Raw genomic sequence first — 20,087 nt, forward strand, 5'->3', positions numbered from 1 at the left:
CTCTCTCCTTCACCGGACGCATCCGGTGGTCATGCTCGTATATGAAATCTCGTTCTACTGCGTAAGTTGCCTTGGTCTTTCCTTCTATGGCAAAAACGCCGCCCTCTCAACCCGGCAAGGGCGTGGGCGGCGTGTTGACGCATCGGCGGCATTCTGGAATATCAATAGGGAAATCTCTACAAGGAGAGCGAGATGAAACCCACCTTTGAAGGACCGGTCCTCTTCGTGGCGGATATGAAGGCCTCGCGCCCATTCTATACCGAGGTGCTGGAGCAGGAAGAACTCTTTGCCGTAGAGGACGCCTACACCGCCTACAAAGGCTTCGCCCTGTGGACAGCAAAGGACGCGCTCTCCATGATGCACAAAACCCTGCCCGACGGCACGGACACGCCACAAGGGCGCAATAATCTCGAACTCTACTTCGAAACCCCGGCCCTTGAGGCCGCGCTGGAAAACCTGCGCGAGCACGACGTTGCCCTGCTCAATGACATCCACGAACAGCCGTGGGGCCAACGCGCCTTCCGCATCCTTGACCCCGACGGGCACATCATTGAATTTGCCGAACCCATGGGTGTTGTGGCCCTGCGCTTCCACAACCAAGGGTACTCGCCGCAGGAAATCGCCGACAAGACCATGACGCCGGTGGATGAGGTCAAACGCCTCATCACCTCCTAAAAGCACGCAAAAAGGCCGGGGCACCGTGTGGCGTCCCGGCCTTTGCCGCGTTTATTAAACTGTTTCAACGTCGTCATGCGCCACGGCTTCGCGCTGGCGGTAGCGTTTTTGCTCCGGCGCAAAGGCGTAGCATCCAGTCAGCGCGCCGTGCTTCACACTGCCGGGATACTCGCGGCAGACCTGCGGTTTCACGTCATGAATGCCGCAGGAGTACCCGCCGTCCGGCCGCGTGACCATCCACGGGCACTGCTCCGCCGGCAGCGAGGTGCCGGGGCGCACCCACAGCCTGTCGCGCAGCCACTCGCCATCCTCCAGCACATCGCCGACCCATTCCAGAATATCCTCCCGCCCCGCCGCCAGCCAGCGGGCGCGGTCCTCCTCCGTGCATGAGCAGCGGTAGTCCAGCGTAAAGCAGCACAGCCCGCATTCATTGCAGGCAAAGCGCTCCATGCCGGTTTCCATCCAAATGCCGTCGCCCTCGCCATCCGGACCGGGAGCGACCTCTGTCCGTCCCCAGAATACCGTATGGCACAGCGCCGCAAGCTCTGCGAGGGGGAGCCGGGCGCGCTCCACCGCCTGCCAAATGCACTCCCCAGCCGCATCAGCCGGGATGTAGCGCGGACCAGCAGCGGCATCCACCCGCAGGGCAATGCCGCCATCGTGCTCCACAATACGCGCCGCCCCCCCAAGAAAACGCGGGGCAAGGTCGGCGAACAGCGCCATCTGCGGCGCGTATTGCTCAAAATCGATGCGCATGGCCTCCACGGCCTCATCGCGCGTCAAAAATATCCTTTCCTTGTCACACATAACGCCTCCAGAGACGCTTCTTGCTCCCGTGGCGAGAACTCCTGACACGTACAACAACTGCGAAGCCAACGGGAGAGACTCGGCGCGACTATAGAACGTATTCTGCAACAAGTGAAGGCATGGACGGCTTTCTGTTTTTCACAGTTGCGGGTTTTGCATAAAAACGCAGTGCGGACGCGAAAACGCGCGCGTTTTGCCGATGCGTTTCTGCAAAACGTTGCCGCGTTCTGCACCGCGTTTTTGCGAGTCGTCCACAGCGTTTTCCTCCTTCCACATGCCCGCGCGCACAAAAACGGCCCGCCTCAAAAGAGACGGGCCGTTTTACGCGGCGCTTTGGCCATACGGACAGGCGCGGCGTAAGGAAAAGACTCCAGCGCACAACGCGCAGGGCAACGCCAGAGTTCTGGGCGCGGCAAACAGCGTCGCCGTGAACCGAGCCGCAGTATGCCGCGGCTACGCGGCGGCCTTGGCGGCCTGCCACGCCTCACGAATGCGGGCTTCCACATAGGCGACAGCGGCGGCGTCCTCTTCATCAATATTGAAACACCGGGCGTCCTGCCCGCCAAGGCCGCCGGGAGCCCAGTCGCCCCGGTCCTCCGGGTCCGTGACCTGATCATCGTAAAAGCACACGGACAGCCAACGGTCCGCCGGGTCATCGTCCACAACGTCCACCATAACAAACAGGTCGCGGTCATGCCCGGGACAGGCCCCGCGCAATGAATAGGTAATACCCGGACGGGCCTTGAAGGACAGCTCCGCCTCGCCGCACTGCTCCAGCACCGCCTTCAGGCGGGCAAAAGCGGGCTTTACCGCGTTGGGGTCCTGCGTCCATGCTTCAAGAAAACTGGTGCACTCGGTCATACGCTCCTCCTGTCGAGCTTGGCGATGGTTCATGATGTGGCGGTGCGGAGCGTACCGGGGCGCGCGCCGACTGGCAACATCCCGAGTGCCCTCCATGGATATGCACGCGGCGCCTTCCTGCGCGCCGCCCACTGTAGTACCCCCTAAAGCATTCGCCCGCCGCAGCCCCCGTCAGCCGTCCGCTCTCAGGGTTTCTCACTTTTTTTTCGCCGCCGCGTCATAGCGACGCACTGTACAGCCTGCACTTCTACAGTGCGGCGCCACTCATACGCACAATGTACTAGAGACGACTCTACAGTGTGCACACCAGTCTTTTTCAATTCAAAATCACAAATTTGACAAAACAGGCCGTCCTGCTATCCTACACGCAACACACACCTTCGAAACACCAATCAAACGCTGGTCAACGAGCGCCACAGACAAAGAAGCAGTACATCTTCCGCAACACAACACAGCGCAGACCATATTCTCCATCAATGCACCACGAAGCCGCAGTCACGGACCACGGTCCCCACTGCCGCAGCTCCGTGTCCGCCGCCTTTTCCAATGTTTCCATCAAGCATGCCGCGCGCAGGCTCTCCCCGCCCGTTTCGGACGGGGCTTTGCTGTGCGGCTATCGGTAGAGAACCCCGGCCTCACCGACGCCGGTTTCGTGAACCCAACCCAGGAGTATGCATGTTTAAAAAACTGATCCTTGCAGCAACCATCATCACCCTCTGTCTGACCGCACAGCTTTCCCACGCCAGCGACACCGGCAAGGTCCGGCTTATTACACCTGCCTACGCCTGCGCGCTGACCACCACGAACCTCGCCAAGGCCGTCCTGAACCGCGCCGGAATCGACAGCGAAATCACCATGGTTTCCGTCGCCACCATGTGGAAGGCGCTGGAACTGGGCGAAGCCGATGCCACGTTGGCCGCATGGCTCCCCTCCACGCACGGCGAGTATTACGAAGCGTGCAAGGACTCTGTGGAAAACCTTGGCGTCAACACCGCTGGCGCACGTCTTGGTTGGGTGGTGCCCAGCTATGTGGACATTGACTCCATTACCGAGCTCAATGCCCACAAGGACCAGTTCAATGACGAAATCGTCGGCATTGCCCCCAGCGCGGGCCTGATGCTGCTGTCCGAGAAAGCCATCAAGGACTACAATATCGACATGGACCTTGTGCCCAGCAGCGGCGCGGCCATGACCGCCGTCCTTGGCGACGCCATCCGCCAGAACAAATGGGTTGTCGTGACCGGTTGGTCCCCCCACTGGAAGTTTGGCCGCTGGGACCTCAAATACCTCGACGACCCCAAAGGCTCCCTTGGCGGCTCCGAGGAAATCGATACCATCACCCGCAAGGGCTTTAGCACGGACAACCCCAAGGCAGCCGCCATTTTGGACCGCATTGAGTGGGACATCGACACCATGCAGAACCTCATGGCCGAAAACGAAAAGCAGGGCGCGGACCCGCTGGCCAACGCCAACGCCTTCCTCGACGCCCACCCCGAGCTGCTGAATACCTGGCTGGGCAAATAAGCCCACCACCCAACATACGCACACAGAACCGCCCCCGCCGGACAGCTCCGACGGGGGCGGTTTTTTGCTTCGCAATTGGGGGGGGAGTGATAGAATAAAGCTTATAGAAAAACAACAGGAGACAAAAATGGAATACCAACAGTTTTTGAAAGACTTCGTAGAACGAACCACCGAAAATCTCAAAATCATCCAAGAACAAAAAAAACATCATGACAAAGGATACGAGGTTACCCAACTCATCAACTCGTGCCTAGGTCTCATTGTTTTCGTTAATGAAAACAAGAGCAATTTTGAAGCAACAGAAATCAGCTATGATGCGCTTATTAAAAAACAAAAAGAGCACTCTTTCTCATTCAACGACAGCACTGCGCGCATTAAGTATACAGAGTTATCCTTAGATAAAAATGATACCCCACAAAAAACGCGGAAACTTAAACATAAAGCCCCCACCAAAAGCACGCTGGAACACATGAGACACTCATTAGCTCATAGCAACATTGGAATTATTGCAAAAGATCATCAGATCAAGGGGCTGACACTCAAAAACAAACTGGGTGGCGAAAAAACAATTTGGCATATCGCCATCACCATTGAGGAATTTCTTAAATTACTTGATTTTTTAACACAGCAGGTACATGAAAGAGAAGAGTAAATATCCCCCCTACGCGCCGCCAACCTCCGCCACCACACGAACCGCCGCCCCACTCACACCGGCAAGGCGCATGGGGAAGCAGTACAGCGGAAAGGTCCGCTGCGGCAGCAGGTGGGTGTCCGCCAGATTCTCCACAACAAAGATGCCGCGCGCCGCGCACATCTCGTCCACGCGCCTGTGTTCCTCACCACGGCGGATGCCCGGAGCGTCGATGCCGATGTACCAGACGCCGCAGTCCAGCAGATATTCCACAGCATCCCACGACAATTCCGGGTGCGGGCCGAAGTACCCGTCCGTTCCCCAGTGCCTGTGCATCCAGCCCGTGCGCACAAGGACAAAATCCCCGACGCGCAGGTCCCCTGTCACACGCAGGGCGTCCACGCCAATGTCCTCCGTGTCCGGCACATCAACCAGCCGCCCACGGGGAAAGAACCGCTCCGCCGTCGGCGGCTCGGCGTCCATCACATCCATATGCGTCCCCATGTGCCCAAGGCGGGCCACAGGATTCTCCGCACGCTGGAACGCATTGGCGTCCGTCAGCGGCAGGGTCAAATCAATATACATCACTTGCACTCCTTTTATTAACCATGTTAACATTCTGTATAAAAAAAGAGGCTACGACGAACCAGCCACGCCGTGCGCCTGCTCCAAATGCTCCTCCACAAGGGCCAGTAGCGCGCAAAACTCGGCCGCCTGCGCGCCGGGGTCACCAGCGCCAAGGTGCGCTTCCAGTGCGGCGTAGAGGTCATCATAGTGCGCCTCAGTCTCGTGGTGGACCGCCTCGCCCTTGGCGGTCAGACGCAAGCTCACCTCACGGCGCCCAGCCGGGCGCTCCTTCTCCAGCATCCCTTTGCGCACCAAGCCAGTGGTCATGCGCGAGACTGCCGCGCGGGACACGCCGTTCATGGCGGCAAGGCGCGACACATTCAGCCCGGGATGATGCCCCACAGCGTCGATGACATCAAGCTCCGCCGGATACAGCACCGTCCCATCCGCATGTGTATACGTCTGGGATTCCAGATGATCAGCCTTGGCCTTGAACCGCCGAAGCCCCTCCAAAATCGAGCGGGCGGCCTGTGTTGTGGTGCGCTTCATTCGCTCTTTGTAAACGTGGTTAACAAACGGGTCAAGCGTTTTGTCTACTCCACCCGAATGAACCGCCAGACGCTTGTGCAACGTGGCAGAATACAGGCGCAGGGGGGCACCCAGTGATGTCCTCTGCGCTTTATCACAAGTATGACCACCAGAAAACGATGACACCGGCCTGCGCGATACCCCGTCGGCAAGGCGCGACGTAATGCGGGATTGATGCAGGATGCGAAAAGAAAGGATAAGGGCGACACCTCTGCAAGTCTGTTACCCCTTTGTTACCCCCCACAACAAAAAAAGAGGTCACGCAAAGTGCGTAACCTCTTGAAATTCTATGGTGCGCCAGGGAGGATTTGAACCCCCGGCCGTCGGCTTAGAAGGCCGATGCTCTATCCAACTGAGCTACTGGCGCATGGGTTGCGTCTTATATGCCACAGTGGGGGGAGCGGTCAAGTGGTCTGGCGGGAAAAGGTAAAACTGTTGCACGCCGGGGGGCGAGGGGGTACCATCCGCGCTCTGGCAGGCTGCGGGGTCCGGCCACGCGCCGCGCCCTATCTTCCACAACCTTCACGGCTTGCGCCACCCGAGGTAAAACCACTGCTTCCCCGCTTTTCGTCATTCGCCGATATTCAGGTTCATCTGGACAAGTTGGGCCTCTTTCATATGGACCTTGGACTGGAGCGCGTCCACTCCGCCACCGCCGCGCTGAACCTGCTCTCCCCGTCCTACGGCGTCATCCACGTTGTCGGCACCAACGGCAAAGGGTCAACCTCGCGCACCATCGCCGAGCTTGCCCGCGCCCACGGCCTGCGTGTTGGCCTCTACGCGTCGCCGCATTTCATCACCCCACGCGAGCGCATCCTTGTGGATGGCCGCATGCTGCCGCCGGACGCATGGGTCCGCAGCGCCAACGCCGCCATGGACGCCGCGCCGCCCGAGGGACTGACCTATTTCGAATTTCTCACCGTGCTCGCCATCCATGCCTTTGACGCCGCAGGGGTGGACCTTGCCGTCATGGAAGCCGGACTCGGCGGCACCTACGACGCGGCGGGCGTGCTGCGCACAGACCTCACCGTCTATACCGCCATCGGCATGGACCACGAGGCCATCCTCGGCCCCACCCTTGCCGACATCGCCGCAGACAAAGCCGGAGCCATGCGGGGCGGCACTCCCGTGGTCACCACACCGCAGGACGACGCGGCCATGCGCGTGCTTACCGCCCACGCCGCCGATGTCGGCGCGCCCCTCTTCCGCGCCGCCGATGTCCTCGACTACGCGCCGGAAACAGGCACCATCCGTCGCGCCAAAGCCCACGCGCCCAGCGCCGAGGGCGTCCTCCCGCGTATGAAAGGCCCACACCAGCAGCGCAACCTGCATCTTGCCCTTGCCGCATGGCACCTGTACGCAGAAGCGCGCGACATCGCCATCACTGCAGACGCCTGCCGCGCCGCCGCGGCCACGGCCATGGTTCCGGGCCGGTTCCAACATATACCGGGCGAGCCGGACATCTATCTTGACGGCGCACACAACCCGCAGGCACTCACCGCCCTTGCGCAGACCCTGCGCGCCGAGGGGATTCAGCCCGCGGCAGTCATCTTCACCTGTCTTGCGGACAAGGACCTTGGCACCATCGCCCCGCAGGTCCGCGCGCTGGCGCCAGACGCCCCGGTCTATGTGCCGGAGATGCCGGACAACTCCCGCGCCAGAAACGCCGCTGAAACAGCCCGCGCCATCGGCGCGCCAGCCCACGCCGCCCCGGATATGGCCAGCGCCCTCAGCCGGGCCAAGAGCCACGGCGGGCCGGTGCTGCTGTGCGGCTCCTTGTATTTACTGGCCGCATTCTTTACTCTGCATCCTGAACACTTGAGTGACAACGACCACACCCACTAAGCCGGAAAACACATGCCGAACCTGTACCGACACATCCCCTCCGTGGACGCCGTGCTCGCGGCGCTGGACACGGTGGACGACATAGCCGCCCAGCCCCGCCCCCTTGTCCGCGGGCTGGTGAATGACTTTCTCGACTCCTGCCGTGCGGACATCCGCAGTGGCCGCGTGACCGAAGCCGAGCAGTTGTCCCTGCCCGCCCTCACCCCGGCGCTGACCGCCTTTGTCCGCGCCGCATCGCGCCCGCATTTCCGGCGCGTGCTCAACGCCACGGGCGTGGTCATCCACACCAATCTTGGGCGCTCCATCCTTGCTCCGCAAGCCATGGACGCCGTGGCCGACGCCTGCGCCAACTACTCCAACCTTGAGTTCGACCTTGCCACCGGAGAACGTGGCAGCCGCTACAGCCACGTGGAAGACGTACTCTGCCGCCTGACAGGCGCGGAAGCCGCCCTTGTGGTCAACAACAACGCCGCCGCCGTGCTCATCGTACTGGAAACCCTTGGCAAAGGCGGCGAGGTTATTGTCTCGCGCGGGCAGTTGGTGGAGATTGGCGGCTCGTTCCGCATCCCGGACGTAATGGCGAAAAGCGGCGCACACCTTGTGGAGGTTGGCGCCACCAACCGCACCCACCCGCGCGACTACGAGGACGCCATCACCGAGGACACGGCCGCACTCCTGCGCGTACACTGCTCCAACTTCCGCATCGTGGGCTTCACCAAGGAAGTGTCCTCGGCCCAGCTGGCGGAACTCGCCCGCGCCCATGGCCTGCCCAGCATTGAAGACCTTGGCAGTGGCAACCTGCATCCCTTCGCCTCCGGCGAACTGGACGAACCCACCGTGCAGGACACCGTGGCCTCAGGGATTGACGTAGTCACCTTCTCCGGGGACAAAGTCCTCGGCGGGCCGCAGGCGGGCATTATCGTCGGCAAAAAGGACTATATCGACCGCATCAAGCGCAATCCGCTGAACCGCGCCATGCGCATCGACAAAATGACCCTTGCCGCGCTGGAAGCCACCCTGCGCCTGTACATCGACCCCGACGCCGCGCCCAAATCCGTCCCCACCCTGCGCATGATTACCGCAGGCCAGGACGACCTGCACAGGCGCGCCACCGAGCTGGCCGCGGCAATCGACAGCGCCCTGCCCCATCTGGCCCAGACCGAGCTTGCGGCAGGCCAGTCCCGCGTGGGCGGCGGCTCCTTCCCGGAGCGCGATTTGCCCACGACGCTGGTGCGCATTCTGCCCACCGCGTCCATCAGCGCCGACGCCCTGCGCCGCGCCCTACTGGACACCACCCCGCCCCTTGTGGGACGCATTGAGGACGACGCCCTGTGTCTGGACCCCAGAACGCTGGGCGATGACGAATTTTCCATGGTCGCCGGCGCTCTTACCGAGGCACTCACACGGCTGACCGCATCTGGCAACGCACAGTAAGGCGGCCCATCCGCCACATCTCCCCTCACCGATTCAACACAGAGGATGATAGAACATGGCTCAAGACGAATTGCTTTTTGAATCCCGCAACAGCTGGGAAGTGTACGAAACCGAGGAACACCGCTCCGCAATGGACGAGCTGGCCGACCGCTATCTCGACTTTCTCACCCGCTGCAAGACCGAACGCGAAACCGTGGACTACGTCACGGACATCGCCACCAAGGCCGGATTCACCGAGGACTTCTCCGGTGACAAGGTCTTCCGCGTTATGCGTGGCAAGACCATGCTCCTCGCCCGCAAGGGCAAGAAGCCGCTGTCCGAAGGCATCCGCCTGCTGGGCGCGCATTGCGACGCCCCGCGCCTCGACTTCAAGCAGCACCCCCTCTATGAAGATTGCAACATCGGCCTCGCCAAAACCCATTACTACGGCGGCATCCGCAAGTACCAGTGGCTGGCGCGCCCGCTGGCCCTGCACGGCGTCATCGTCAAGGAAAACGGCGAAACCGTTACCGTGAACATTGGCGAGGACGCGGGCGACCCGGTTTTCACCGTGCTGGACCTGCTGCCCCACCTTGCCTACGAGCAAGCCGAAAAGCCGCTGTCCAAGGCCTTTGAAGCCGAAAAGCTCAACGTTGTCCTCGGCCACGCCCCGGCTGCCAAGGACGGCGACGACGACAAGGACACCGGCCGCATCAAAAAGCAGGTCCTGCGCCTGCTGAACGAAAAATACGGCATTGTGGAAGAGGACTTCTTCAGCGCCGAGATTCAGGTCGTGCCCGCCGGTCCTGCCCGCAAGGTCGGTCTGGACGGCTCCTTGCTTGGCTCCTACGCCCACGACGACCGCATCTGCGTATTCACCGGCCTGGAGGCCCTGCTCACCGCCGAGCAGCCCGAACATACGCAGGTGGTGCTGTTCTGGGACAAGGAAGAAATCGGCTCCGAGGGTTCCACCGGAGCCAAGAGCCTGTTCTTCGAGTACAGCCTTGAGGACCTCATTGACGCATGGGAGCCCGGCACCCGCCTGTCCCGCGTGCTCATGAACTCCAAGGCCATCTCTGCCGACGTGCACGGCGGTCTGGACCCCGACTATCAGGAAGTGCACGAAAAGCTGAACGCCTCGCTGCTGGGCCACGGCCCCGTGTTCTGCAAGTTCACCGGCCACCGCGGCAAGGTGGCGGCCAACGACGCCCACGCCGAATACGTGGGCTGGCTGCGCGGCCTGCTGAACAAGGCAGGCATCCCGTGGCAGATGGCCGAGCTGGGCAAGGTGGACCTCGGCGGCGGCGGCACCGTTGCCAAATACCTTGCCGTGTACGGCATGGACATCATCGACTTCGGTCCCTCGGTCCTCGCCATGCACTCGCCCTTTGAAATTGCCTCCAAGGCCGACCTCTACATCACTATGCTCGCCTACCGCGAGTTCCTGAAGAGCTAACGGCCACCCACACGACGTCAAAAAGGGCGGCTCCTTTCGGGGCCGCCCTTTTCTGTATGCTGTGTTCTGCGTGCGCGACGCAGCGTCTTCTCCTACTCTGCGCCAGCGCTCACGCGCATGGTGAGAAAAGGCGTAAAGTCTGCATGGAGCATGGCGTCCAGCTCCGAGCGGTCCGTCATGGGCACCCGCACGTGCAGAAAGGCAAACAGCGGGTACTCCAGCCAGTTGATGGGGCGCAGTTCCAGCGGCTCGGTAAAGCGGCTGGCAAAGCCCTCGTAGTCCACATCCTGCACGTCCGCGCCCTTGATGCCCGGAGGCAGGTCGCCAATGATGTTGGCCCAGATATACCCATCGCGCTCAGCGATAAGGGCGTCCCAGTCCGGGCGCTTGTTGTTCAGATAATAATCATACACGTCGATATCCCACGCGTGGGCGGCGATGTCCGTCACGCACCAGCCCGCAAAACGCATAGGATTGACCTCAATGGGCACAATGGAGCCGTCCGCACGCACGCGCAGCTCGGCATGCATGGGGAAGTTTTTCAGCTCCGCCAGCTCGCCGAGGCGCTGCGCCCACGCCGTAAACATGGGCAAACGCTCCCGCATAATGGCCGAGGACGTCACATACAGCCTGTCGCTGACGTCCTTGCCCGACGAAAACTCGTGGTGCAGGATGTTCAGGATAACGGGCTCGCCCGCGTCGTCAAAGTAGACGTCCACGGCAAATTCCTCGCCGTCGATGACTTCCTCAATGATGAAGGCATCAATGTTCAGAACCTGCCGGGGGTAGATGGTCTGAATCTCGTCCACCTCAGCGCGGATGGCGCTGACGGCCTCGCGCCACTCCTCTGCGGTGGCGGCAAGGTGCACGCCAAGGCTATAGAACCCAACACTGGGCTTAACCACCACAGGCAACGGCAGGTCCGCCGGGTCCACGGCGTCCAACTCCGCAAAGGGCACCTTGCGGTAGAAAAAGTCCGGATTTTCGGTGCGCAGCAGGTCGCGGCATCTTGCCTTGTCCTTAAAGATGTCTATGGTCTCCGGCAGGGACGTAAAGGCAAGGTTTTCGCCAATCCAATCAATGGCGTTTTCGGAATTGCAATAAACGCGGGTGATGGCCCCTTCCTTCACCTGCTGGACAAGGTCCGCCGCATCAGTGGTGGCAATGCCGGAGCCGACCAGCATCTGCCGCGCCCGCTCCGTATCGCACACGGGCAGAGCATTCTGGCGGATAGAGTCCTTCAGAAACTGCGAAACATATGGTTTATCAAGAAGTATCATAATCAGTACCTTACCTTCCCTTCTGCGTGTATGGTCCCGCCGCCCTTGGCGGACGGTGGTAAATCCATCCTTGACTTCACCCGGGGGTGAAGTATTACATCCCTCGAACAGGAGTTGAACGATGCCTCTTTATGAATTTGAATGCGAAAAATGCGGTGCGCAGTTTGAGGATTTGGTGGCGTCCGACGCGGCCGCGCCCCCCTGCCCTGAATGTTCCAGCGGAGCGACACGGAAACTGCTCTCAGCCACCTCACTTCACATCGAAGCGGCCAGCCCCCTCGACAGAAAACCCGACGCCAAGGTGCAGCACAATGTGCAAAAAGCCATGAAGCGTCGCGCTGTCGCCGCGGCCGCATGCCCCGGCAAAGCCAGTGGCGGATGCAGCGGGTGCAGTAGCGCAAGCTAACCGCACTCCCGTCCATACCTCCCGCGCGCATCCCGCGCCGGAGTGAAAACGTCAGAACCTTCGTCCTTGGACGGGTTCTGGCGTTTTTCATTTTCCGCCACAGGGCCTACTTGCCGTCACCGTGGTGCAGCCACGTCCCCATGCCGCAGGCATTGCACCGTTCACATTCCACCTTGCCACAGAGCGCCGTTCCTTTCACGGTTTTGTAGCGCTCCCACTCGCGGTACAGGTATTCCCTGTCCACGCCAATGTCCACACACTCCCACGGCAGGGGTTCATCCTTGCCGCGCTCGCGGTCAAGGTAGGCGCTCATGTCGCCGTCCCACTGCCTCAGCGCCTTGCGCCAGTTCATGCCCGGACGGGCGGCAATCTCAATGAGGTCAAAAATTTTCTCGTCCCCGCGCGCCAAAAGCCCCTGTAGCCGCGCCGGTGCGGGCTTGTCCACGCGTACCTGAAAGCCCTTCACAGGCTTCACCACCTTCTTGAGGCGCTTCATCACGTCATTGAGGTGCGCCTCACCCGCCATGGGCGCCCACTGAAACGGGGTCCACGGCTTAGGCACAAGGCTGCTGACACCGAGGGTCACGTGACCAACACCGGTCTTCTTCTTGCCGCGCCCGGCGTCGATGGCCTCGCGAATGCGCTGAAGGAATTCACCAAGCTCGCGGTAGTCCTCTTCCGTCTCATCCGGCCAGCCCGCAATGATGTACAGCTTCAGGTGATTAAACTGCAGCCGGCTGATGCGCGACACCGCCTCGAGGAACTTTTCCTCGTCCAGGCGCTTGTTGATGGCCTCGCGGATGCGGTGACTGGCGCCCTCCAGCGCAAGGGTCACGCTGCGGGTGCCGGTACGGCGCAAAAAGGTCAGGAAGTCGTCGGTCAAACCGTCATAGCGTAGCGAGGCAAGGGAAAATTTCGTCCCGCGCTCATGGAGCCATGTCAGGAAGGGATGCAGGTCCGGCCAGTCCGTGAGCGCCGTGCCCACAAGGCCAACCTTGCCGGGGTTCACGCGTTCGACAATGTCCTTGAGAACTTCAACGCGTGCATGACGGGGCGGCCGGTAGATGTAGCCAGCGGCGCAAAAGCGGCACCCGTAGGGGCAGCCCCGGTTCACTTCCAGCAGGAACATGTCGCGGAATTCGGATTCTTGCGTCACAAAGCAGGAATGCCCCGGATGCGAAAGCTCATTGCCGTGCCCGGCAAGGACGCGCCGGGTAGGCGCTGTGGCGAGGGCCGGAATGTAGACGCCATCGCGCCCGGCAACGGCGCGCAGATAGTCCATGGTGCTTGCGCCGTCAAAGGCGTAGGACGCGCACTCGGCCAGCAGGTCCGCAAAGCCCGCCTCGGCCTCGCCAACCCAAAACAGGTCCACCGCCGGGGCCACGGGCGCAGGATTCATAAAGGATAACGGCCCGCCAGCAGTAATCAGCGGCCACGCCCCGTCACGGTCCTCACTTCGCAGGGGAATGCCCGCCCGGTCCAACATCTGGGCCATGGCGCGGTACTCTTCCTCAAAGTTGAGGCTAAAGGAAATGACAGGAAAGTCCGACAACGGCCGCCCGGAGTCATACGCCCGAGGCTCCTCATCTCCCCCCTCCCAGAAGAACCGCTCCGCAATAATGCCGGGGCACTCCTCCAGCAGCTTCCACACCACCTGCCACCCAAGGGTAGACAATCCAAGGCGCGCGGAACCGGGAAACACCAAAGCCACAGGAAGCCGCCCCCCCCACTCGGGAACAGACGGCCTGTCCAAACCATAAAACACGCCGGACTCCGGCGGATACAACGTCGCTTCGCTCATGCGGCGGTTATATACACATTGCCGCGAAAGGCAAATTCTGGGGAGGAAGTGCGGGAGGGTGCTTGTAAATAAAAATCCCCCTCGCAGCTTTCGCTGCAAAGGGGGATACATCGTCTTCTTCCGCGCGGCACTTCAAGGGCGTTTCAATACTCAGCGACCTTCAAGAACCTCTTCATAAATTTCAAGAAGCCGCCGCGCATGATTCTGGATGCTCAACTCTTCTGCAACAGCCTTTGCCTCACTGCTCATCGCTTCCCAACGCGAACGGTCTGACAAAATGGACATTGCATGCTGCGCAACTTCTTGTGGCTCAAGGCCACACACAACGGCCGCATCGCGCGCTACTTCCTGAAGCGGAACAAAGGGACTAATCAGCGCAGGAATTCCGTAGTGGAAGGCCTCCAGCGGAGCAATGCCAAAGCCCTCATAATCAGAGGGCATAACAAACAGGCTTTGCCGTTTGCCCACGGCTTTCAAAATTCCAGCGACATCAGGCCGGAATCCCGCGAGGTGACAGCTTTCAGCCACTCCAAGTGATTCCGCCAATTCCTCAAGACTCTGCCGGCGTGGTCCTTCACCAAGAATAAGCAGTTCAGCGTCCGGGATGGATGCCTTCACCTCTGCGAAAGCCTTGATAAGCACATCCATATTCTTCTGCTTCACCAAACGGCACACAGAAAGAAGCACTGGTCCGTCCCCGTGGAGTACACCAAAAAGGTCAACTTCCGGAAAGGCATCCAGGCGCTCAAGGCTGATGGCATTGTACAAGGCCCGGCTTGGCCTGCGCGCCATATTAAACGGCGTAATAGCCTGATCAACAACGGCTTGAGCAACACCAATATACATATCCGTCGCAAAGGAAAGCAGTCTGTTGGCAAGGCGGCGAGTAAAATGAGGTTCTATCTTAATATTTCGCAAATGGGTTACCACAGGCTTACCAAGGCCAATGGAGGCCAATCGGCCATGATAGTCCGCAGAAAAATGAGCCGTATGGATAATGTCCGGATCAATTTCCTTCAGCAAGGCTCGTAGCTTTCTGGTGGTATCGAAGCGCGTAGTCTTCAGCACTTTTGTACTGTTCCCAACGTGATGAGGAGTAATACCCGCCTTAAGGTACTCTTCCTCAAAAATGCCCGTTCCGGAAATATTGATTACAACGGGCTCATGCCCACGGCTGGTCAATTCCTTGTGCAGCGTCAAGAGCCATGTCTCAACTCCACCAAAGGGAAGTCCACCAACAATATATGCTATTTTCATTGCTTTCTCATATTCATAGTGCACAGCAGTAAACGCCAAGCGCTCCTGCCACAAGGACTCCCCGCCCCTAATTCACCACCACATCCCCAGCGTCCTCTGCTGCGGCGTGGAGGGTGTCGAGGCTGTCGAGTTTGGCGGCGAGGGGGGTGATGGTTTCTTGGAATTGGGCCATCAGCGCCTCCGAGACCGGGTTTGCCGGTGGGGATTTGACGTGGCGCGGGTTGACGTAGGCGCCGTTTTTCTTGATGCGGAAATCAAGGTGCGGCCCTGTGGCGTAGCCGGTGGCGCCAACGTAGCCGATGACCTGCCCCTGCTTCACGCGGGAGCCACGGCGGGTGCCTTTGGCGTAGCGGCTCATGTGCATATACACGGACTCGTACACGCTGTTGTGACGAATCTTGATGTAATTGCCCGCGCCCTTGCCACGGGCACGCTTGATGATGACGCCATCGCCAATGGCCTTGATGGGCGTGCCGCGCGGGGCGGCGTAGTCGATGCCCTGGTGTGGGCGGCGAATCTTGAGGATGGGGTGCAGGCGGCTCATGGAATAGCCCGACGAGATACGCGTAAAGGACAGTGGCGCCTTGAGAAAGGCCTTGCGCAGGGACTTGCCCGTTTCGTCGTAATAGTGCTCGACACCGTTTTTGTCCGCAAACAGGTACCCACGGAATCTGTCGCCGCGGTTGACGAACTCGGCGGCCTCAATGCGGCCATAGCCCGTAAACTCGCCCTCGCGGTAGCGCTTTTCCACGATGGCGCGGAAGGAGTCGCCCTCGCGGATGTCGCGGATGAAGTCCACGTCCCACGCAAAGATATCGGCAAGGCGCACCGCTAGGGCGGGATGTTCGCCAGCGTTTTGCACCGCGCCGTACAGCGAGGATTCAATGGCGCCGTCCACCACGCAGGTTTTCACATCGTAGGGGATGTCCTCCACGCGGACGTCAAACCCATCGTCGGTGCGGTCGATAACGAGCTTTTCCTCGTTGTCGATTTCGTATTCAAAGCGCCTGAGCGCCTTGTCTTCGGTGGTGATGGCGTACGGACGCCCTACGCGCATGCGGGACAGGGGGAAGGCCTTGTCGCACAGGGCGGAGAGATTGTGGATATCGAGCGGGGAGAGCCAATCCCCGAGGAGCGCCGTCGCGGTCTGGCCGCTTTTGACGGTGGCCTTGATAACCTCGCACACCGGCGCCGGGTCGGGAGCGGGCGCGTCCGCCACGGGCGGGGGAGTGGCGGCATCATGTTTGGCGGAGCATCCACCTGCGGTGGTTTCCGCGGTTTCGGTGCTGCCGTCAGTGTGCGCCGTTTGCGCCGCACGTTCGGGGGAACCGCCGCTTTGCGGGGAAAGGGCTACGGTCACCAGCACAAAGCAGGCGGCCACAGCAAGGAAGGCGGCGGCGAAGATACGCTTTTTCCGAACGCGCGTCGGATCGGCAAAGATGTTCTTGCGAGGTTTCCGTCTCAAATCCGTTCAATCTCCATATGACGCAGAATGCCCCCGTCCCCCGCCGCAGCGGGGGTGTGAAGCCCGGAGGCCGGAAAACACTGCGGGGAATACACACAGCTTCCGGGCCTCACCGGGGAGGATACCCATAGTTGCTTAGTCGGCCTGAGCCCTCAGGAATGCGGGAGTTTCGAAGTCATCTTCGTCAAAGACGAAATCCTCCGTTCCCTGCGATCCCACCTGCGGGTTGGTGCCAGCGCCCTGCCCCCGCTTGCCACGGCGGAGGTACGTCGGCGTCTGGAGGTCCGGGTCGTTCTTGGCAAACTGTTCCGCGCGGCGGAGCCTGTCCTCGCGGGACAGGGTCTTGGGCGTGGTCATGTTCTGCTGCTGGGGCTGGGCCGGCTGGGGCGCGCTCTGCCCGTGGTGGGCGCCTGCCGCGCCGCTCCCACCGCTGCCGGTGCGCATGCTCTTGGCCGAACCGCCCTGCATGCCCTTGAGCATGGACAGCGCGTCGCCGTTGCCGGAAACAGGCACCTGCTGCTTGGTCTCGATGCCCGTGGCAATGACGGTGATGCGCATCTCGTCGCTGGCTTCCTGCTCGAAGACGGTACCGAAGTAAATGCGGGCGTCCTCGTGCGCGGCCTCGGAGATGGTGCTTGCGGCCTCGGCCACTTCGTCAATGGCAAGGTCCGGTCCGCAGGTGATGTTCATCAGCACGCCGCGGGCGCCGTCGATGGAGACGTCCTCAAGCAGCGGGCTGGTGATGGCCTTCATGGCGGCCTCGCGGGCGCGGGACTCGCCGCGCGCAATGCCGGTACCCATCATGGCAAGGCCGGACTCGGCCATGACGGCCTTCACGTCGGCAAAGTCCAGGTTGATGAGGCCGGGCACCATGATGAGATCGGAAATACCCTTCACGGCGTAGTAGAGCACCTCGTCAGCCTTCTTGAGCATGTCGAGGAAGGTGGCCTTCTTGGACGCCAGCGACAGCAGCCTGTCGTTGGGGATGGTGATGAGGCTGTCCACGTTGTCCGAGAGGTTCTTAATCCCCCGTTCGGCGCTTTCCAGACGGCGCTTGCCCTCGAAGTAGAAGGGCTTGGTCACCACGCCCACGGTCAGGGCGCCCATTTCCTTGGCCACCTCGGCAATGACGGGAGCGGCACCAGTACCGGTGCCGCCGCCCATACCGGCGGTGACGAAGACCATGTCCGCGCCCATGAGGCTCTCGCGAATCTGGTCGATGCTCTCTGTGGCGGCTTCGCGGCCCACTTCGGGGTCCGCACCTGCGCCAAGGCCCTTGGTCAGCTTTTCGCCGAGTTGAATCTTGAACTCGGCGCGGGACTTGTTCAGGGCCTGAACGTCCGTGTTTGCGGCAATGAAGGTGACGCCCTTCAAGGCCGAATTGATCATGTTGTTGACAGCGTTACCGCCGCCGCCACCCGCGCCGACGACTTTTATTTTCGCCGCGCTTTCGTTTTCAAGTTCCAAATAATCCATGCGTATCCTCCTTCCTTCCCCAAGGGTGAACCCGCCTTTGGCATGACGGGCGCAAATTCCCCGCTATTTCACATCTATGAACCATTTCCGCATCTTCCCCAAGATGCGGTTGAACATCCCTTCATCCCGCATGCTGAAGTTCTGCCCCGTGCCTTCCTTTTCGGCTCCGTACTGGAGCAGGCCGGCTGCGGTGGCGTACATGGGGCTGTTGACCACATCGCGCAGGCCGCCGATTTCACGGGGGTAGCCGATGCGTGTGGGCATGTTGAATATCTGCTCGCCCAGTTCCTGAACGCCTTCGATGAGGGCTGTGCCGCCCGTAAGGACGACGCCAGCGCCAAGCTTGTCCTTGAAGCCGGAGCGGGCCAGTTCCTGCTCCACGAGGGCGAGGATTTCCTCCACGCGCGGCTCGCAGATGTCGGCCAGCACCTGCCGCGATAGGCGGCGCGGTTCGCGGTCGCCAACGCTTGGCACTTCGATGAACTCATCGCCGGGCACCAGTTCGGCCAGCGCGCAGCCGTAGCGGATTTTAATCTGTTCCGCTGCGGCCATGGGGGTACGCAGGCCAAAGGCAATATCATTGGTCAGGTTCGCCCCGCCAAGGGCAAGAACCGACGTGTGTTTAATGGAATCCTCGGAGATGATGGCCACATCCGTGGTCCCTCCGCCAATATCCACAAGGGCGACGCCAATCTCGCGCTCCTCTTCGGTGAGCACGGACTTGGACGACGCCAAAGCTTCCAGCACGATGTCCGCCACATCCAGCCCCGACCGATGGCAGGAGCGCACGATGTTCTGGGCGGATGTTGCCGCGCCGGTGACGATGTGCACCTTCACTTCCAGCCGCACACCAGCCATACCCAGCGGGTCGTGAATGCCGCGCTGGTCATCCACGATGTATTGTTGCGGCAGGATATGCAGCACTTCGCGGTCAAGGGGGATGGCAACGGCCTTGGCTGCGTCGATGACGCGTTCGACATCGCGCTGGGCGACTTCGCCTCCCTTGACGGCGATGACGCCGTGGCTGTTGAAGCCCTTGATGTGACTTCCCGCGATGCCCGCATACACCGAGCGGATGTCGCATCCAGCCATCAGTTCGGCCTCTTCAAGGGCCTTTTTGATGGACTGGACGGTCTGCTCGATGTTCACGACGACACCCTTGCGCAGTCCATGGGACGGGCTGGTGCCGATACCAACGACATCGACACCATCGGGGGTCAGCTCGCCGACCACCGCGCAAATCTTGGTGGTGCCGACATCCAGACCGACTATGAGTTCTGACTTGGCCATGCCGTTCTCCTTCCGTATGTCTCCCGCACATGGCGGGACAGGCTCTAGGCCCGGACGAAAACCTTGCCGCCGACGACGCGTATGACGTCAACGTTCGGCGCTTCACCGCGCCGCACAAGGTCGTTCCAGACCAGGCCCAACCTGTGCATATTCCTTTTCCAGCCTTCGCGTTCCACAACCAGCGTGAGCGAAGGGTCGTCAAAAATCATTTTCACGGAGCGCGTGCCCACGTGGATGAAGCTGGCTGCCTGCGCAGTCACCGGCACCCCCGTGTGCACCACCGCCTGCAGAAACTCGGGCAGGATGTCCACGTCCTCCTCGGCTCCCTCGGCGATGTCCAAAAGCGGCAGCGGCACCAACCGGTCCGCGCCCACTTTGTCGATGACCTCGCCCTGCGCGTCCACATACGCCAGCCCTTCCACGGTACGAATCCAGTAGGCCGGATGGCGCTCCTCAATGGTGATGCGCAGTTGTCCGGGCAAAATGCGCCGGACCATTACCACCTTGGTCCACGGGTGGGCAAAGACGCGTTCCTCGATGTCCGGCAGCTTCAGTTCAAGGACGTTGTCCCCAAGTTCGGCCCCGGACAGGTCCACCACTTCCTCGGGCGTCAGGCGCGTGCACCCCACCACTTCGATGGACCGCAGGGCAAAGAAGGGACTGGTGGTCACCCACCGAAAGCCCACAAGCAGCCCAAGGCTGATGGTGCCGACAAGCACCGCTCCCATCAGTATGACAAAGAACC

18 protein-coding genes and 1 tRNA gene are annotated in these 20,087 nt (G+C 61.0%); 7 read left to right on the forward strand and 12 right to left on the reverse strand.

Translation table 11 applies throughout. The features are described from left to right. The first annotated feature begins 192 nt into the window (after nt 1–192). Nucleotides 193–675 (forward strand): VOC family protein, encoded by a 483-nt coding sequence (locus tag ACI3L3_RS14765; protein WP_404845916.1) that lies wholly within the window; start codon nt 193–195, stop codon nt 673–675. A gap of 54 nt (nt 676–729) precedes the next feature. Here ACI3L3_RS14765 and ACI3L3_RS14770 read toward each other — a convergent pair whose 3' ends face one another. Both ACI3L3_RS14770 and ACI3L3_RS14775 read right to left on the reverse strand, forming a co-directional pair. Next, entirely contained in the window at nt 730–1,482 is a 753-nt protein-coding gene (locus tag ACI3L3_RS14770) for a YkgJ family cysteine cluster protein (RefSeq protein WP_404845917.1), read from the reverse strand. 453 nt (nt 1,483–1,935) lie between these two features. Then, nucleotides 1,936–2,343 (reverse strand): hypothetical protein, encoded by a 408-nt coding sequence (locus ACI3L3_RS14775; protein ID WP_404845918.1) that lies wholly within the window; start codon nt 2,341–2,343, stop codon nt 1,936–1,938. Nucleotides 2,344–3,018: 675 nt separating this feature from the next. On the opposite strand from ACI3L3_RS14775, the gene ACI3L3_RS14780 reads away from it, so the two are divergent. Continuing rightward, on the forward strand, nt 3,019–3,867 hold the full coding sequence (locus ACI3L3_RS14780) for a glycine betaine ABC transporter substrate-binding protein (protein WP_404845919.1): 849 nt from the start codon (nt 3,019–3,021) through the stop codon (nt 3,865–3,867). Between the two features lie 127 nt (nt 3,868–3,994). Further along, nucleotides 3,995–4,519 carry a HEPN family nuclease gene (locus ACI3L3_RS14785; protein ID WP_404845920.1) on the forward strand — a complete coding sequence of 175 codons (525 nt, stop codon included), beginning with the start codon at nt 3,995–3,997 and terminating at the stop codon, nt 4,517–4,519. A gap of 9 nt (nt 4,520–4,528) precedes the next feature. Here ACI3L3_RS14785 and ACI3L3_RS14790 read toward each other — a convergent pair whose 3' ends face one another. From ACI3L3_RS14790 to ACI3L3_RS14800, 3 genes are all read right to left on the reverse strand, one after another. Continuing rightward, on the reverse strand, nt 4,529–5,083 hold the full coding sequence (locus ACI3L3_RS14790; RefSeq protein WP_404845921.1) for a cyclase family protein: 555 nt from the start codon (nt 5,081–5,083) through the stop codon (nt 4,529–4,531). 51 nt (nt 5,084–5,134) lie between these two features. After that, nucleotides 5,135–5,614, reverse strand: coding sequence for a MarR family winged helix-turn-helix transcriptional regulator (locus ACI3L3_RS14795; protein WP_404845922.1), 480 nt, complete (start codon nt 5,612–5,614; stop codon nt 5,135–5,137). Between the two features lie 329 nt (nt 5,615–5,943). Then, nucleotides 5,944–6,020 (reverse strand) — tRNA-Arg (locus tag ACI3L3_RS14800). A gap of 236 nt (nt 6,021–6,256) precedes the next feature. Here ACI3L3_RS14800 and ACI3L3_RS14805 point away from each other — a divergent pair. Genes ACI3L3_RS14805 through ACI3L3_RS14815 form a run of 3 tightly spaced genes read left to right on the forward strand, consistent with a single transcriptional unit; the run spans nt 6,257 to nt 10,367 of the window. Beyond that, a complete protein-coding gene (locus tag ACI3L3_RS14805; protein ID WP_404845923.1) occupies nt 6,257–7,498 on the forward strand; it encodes a bifunctional folylpolyglutamate synthase/dihydrofolate synthase in 1,242 nt (413 codons plus the stop codon). Nucleotides 7,499–7,510: 12 nt separating this feature from the next. Continuing rightward, the gene (gene selA / locus ACI3L3_RS14810) at nt 7,511–8,932 is read left to right on the forward strand and encodes an L-seryl-tRNA(Sec) selenium transferase (RefSeq protein WP_404845924.1); all 1,422 of its coding nucleotides are present in this window, start codon (nt 7,511–7,513) and stop codon (nt 8,930–8,932) included. A gap of 55 nt (nt 8,933–8,987) precedes the next feature. Further along, complete coding sequence (locus tag ACI3L3_RS14815) at nt 8,988–10,367, forward strand: aminopeptidase (RefSeq protein ID WP_404845925.1); 1,380 nt, start codon at nt 8,988–8,990, stop codon at nt 10,365–10,367. Nucleotides 10,368–10,459: 92 nt separating this feature from the next. On the opposite strand, the gene ACI3L3_RS14820 is transcribed toward ACI3L3_RS14815, so the two are convergent. After that, entirely contained in the window at nt 10,460–11,647 is a 1,188-nt protein-coding gene (locus ACI3L3_RS14820) for an ATP-grasp domain-containing protein (protein WP_404845926.1), read from the reverse strand. 121 nt (nt 11,648–11,768) lie between these two features. On the opposite strand from ACI3L3_RS14820, the gene ACI3L3_RS14825 reads away from it, so the two are divergent. Next, a complete protein-coding gene (locus ACI3L3_RS14825; RefSeq protein WP_404845927.1) occupies nt 11,769–12,053 on the forward strand; it encodes a zinc ribbon domain-containing protein in 285 nt (94 codons plus the stop codon). A gap of 106 nt (nt 12,054–12,159) precedes the next feature. Here ACI3L3_RS14825 and ACI3L3_RS14830 read toward each other — a convergent pair whose 3' ends face one another. From ACI3L3_RS14830 to ACI3L3_RS14855, 6 genes are all read right to left on the reverse strand, one after another. Then, the gene (locus ACI3L3_RS14830) at nt 12,160–13,854 is read right to left on the reverse strand and encodes a radical SAM protein (protein ID WP_404845928.1); all 1,695 of its coding nucleotides are present in this window, start codon (nt 13,852–13,854) and stop codon (nt 12,160–12,162) included. Nucleotides 13,855–14,004: 150 nt separating this feature from the next. Beyond that, the gene (locus tag ACI3L3_RS14835) at nt 14,005–15,111 is read right to left on the reverse strand and encodes a glycosyltransferase (protein WP_404845929.1); all 1,107 of its coding nucleotides are present in this window, start codon (nt 15,109–15,111) and stop codon (nt 14,005–14,007) included. Nucleotides 15,112–15,178: 67 nt separating this feature from the next. After that, complete coding sequence (locus ACI3L3_RS14840; RefSeq protein WP_404845930.1) at nt 15,179–16,576, reverse strand: peptidoglycan DD-metalloendopeptidase family protein; 1,398 nt, start codon at nt 16,574–16,576, stop codon at nt 15,179–15,181. 135 nt (nt 16,577–16,711) lie between these two features. Further along, a complete protein-coding gene (gene ftsZ / locus ACI3L3_RS14845; protein WP_404845931.1) occupies nt 16,712–18,052 on the reverse strand; it encodes a cell division protein FtsZ in 1,341 nt (446 codons plus the stop codon). A 63-nt stretch (nt 18,053–18,115) separates the two neighbouring features. Next, nucleotides 18,116–19,342: a cell division protein FtsA gene (gene ftsA, locus ACI3L3_RS14850; protein ID WP_404845932.1), complete on the reverse strand. Its 1,227-nt coding sequence runs from the start codon at nt 19,340–19,342 to the stop codon at nt 18,116–18,118. 44 nt (nt 19,343–19,386) lie between these two features. Then, on the reverse strand, nt 19,387–20,070 hold the full coding sequence (locus ACI3L3_RS14855) for a cell division protein FtsQ/DivIB (RefSeq protein ID WP_404845933.1): 684 nt from the start codon (nt 20,068–20,070) through the stop codon (nt 19,387–19,389). Between the last annotated feature and the right edge of the window lie 17 nt (nt 20,071–20,087).

The organism is Desulfobaculum sp. SPO524, from assembly GCF_044987625.1.
Taxonomy (GTDB): Bacteria; Desulfobacterota; Desulfovibrionia; order Desulfovibrionales; family Desulfovibrionaceae; genus Desulfobaculum.

Coding starts and splice junctions, on each gene's coding strand:
- ACI3L3_RS14765 (WP_404845916.1), top strand. CDS start 193: ATGAAACCCACCTTTGAAGGACCGGTCCTCTTCGTGGCGGATATGAAG.
- ACI3L3_RS14770 (WP_404845917.1), bottom strand. CDS start 1,482: ATGTGTGACAAGGAAAGGATATTTTTGACGCGCGATGAGGCCGTGGAG.
- ACI3L3_RS14775 (WP_404845918.1), bottom strand. CDS start 2,343: ATGACCGAGTGCACCAGTTTTCTTGAAGCATGGACGCAGGACCCCAAC.
- ACI3L3_RS14780 (WP_404845919.1), top strand. CDS start 3,019: ATGTTTAAAAAACTGATCCTTGCAGCAACCATCATCACCCTCTGTCTG.
- ACI3L3_RS14785 (WP_404845920.1), top strand. CDS start 3,995: ATGGAATACCAACAGTTTTTGAAAGACTTCGTAGAACGAACCACCGAA.
- ACI3L3_RS14790 (WP_404845921.1), bottom strand. CDS start 5,083: ATGTATATTGATTTGACCCTGCCGCTGACGGACGCCAATGCGTTCCAG.
- ACI3L3_RS14795 (WP_404845922.1), bottom strand. CDS start 5,614: ATGAAGCGCACCACAACACAGGCCGCCCGCTCGATTTTGGAGGGGCTT.
- selA (WP_404845924.1), top strand. CDS start 7,511: ATGCCGAACCTGTACCGACACATCCCCTCCGTGGACGCCGTGCTCGCG.
- ACI3L3_RS14815 (WP_404845925.1), top strand. CDS start 8,988: ATGGCTCAAGACGAATTGCTTTTTGAATCCCGCAACAGCTGGGAAGTG.
- ACI3L3_RS14820 (WP_404845926.1), bottom strand. CDS start 11,647: ATGATACTTCTTGATAAACCATATGTTTCGCAGTTTCTGAAGGACTCT.
- ACI3L3_RS14825 (WP_404845927.1), top strand. CDS start 11,769: ATGCCTCTTTATGAATTTGAATGCGAAAAATGCGGTGCGCAGTTTGAG.
- ACI3L3_RS14830 (WP_404845928.1), bottom strand. CDS start 13,854: ATGAGCGAAGCGACGTTGTATCCGCCGGAGTCCGGCGTGTTTTATGGT.
- ACI3L3_RS14835 (WP_404845929.1), bottom strand. CDS start 15,111: ATGAAAATAGCATATATTGTTGGTGGACTTCCCTTTGGTGGAGTTGAG.
- ftsZ (WP_404845931.1), bottom strand. CDS start 18,052: ATGGATTATTTGGAACTTGAAAACGAAAGCGCGGCGAAAATAAAAGTC.
- ftsA (WP_404845932.1), bottom strand. CDS start 19,342: ATGGCCAAGTCAGAACTCATAGTCGGTCTGGATGTCGGCACCACCAAG.
- ACI3L3_RS14855 (WP_404845933.1), bottom strand. CDS start 20,070: ATGGGAGCGGTGCTTGTCGGCACCATCAGCCTTGGGCTGCTTGTGGGC.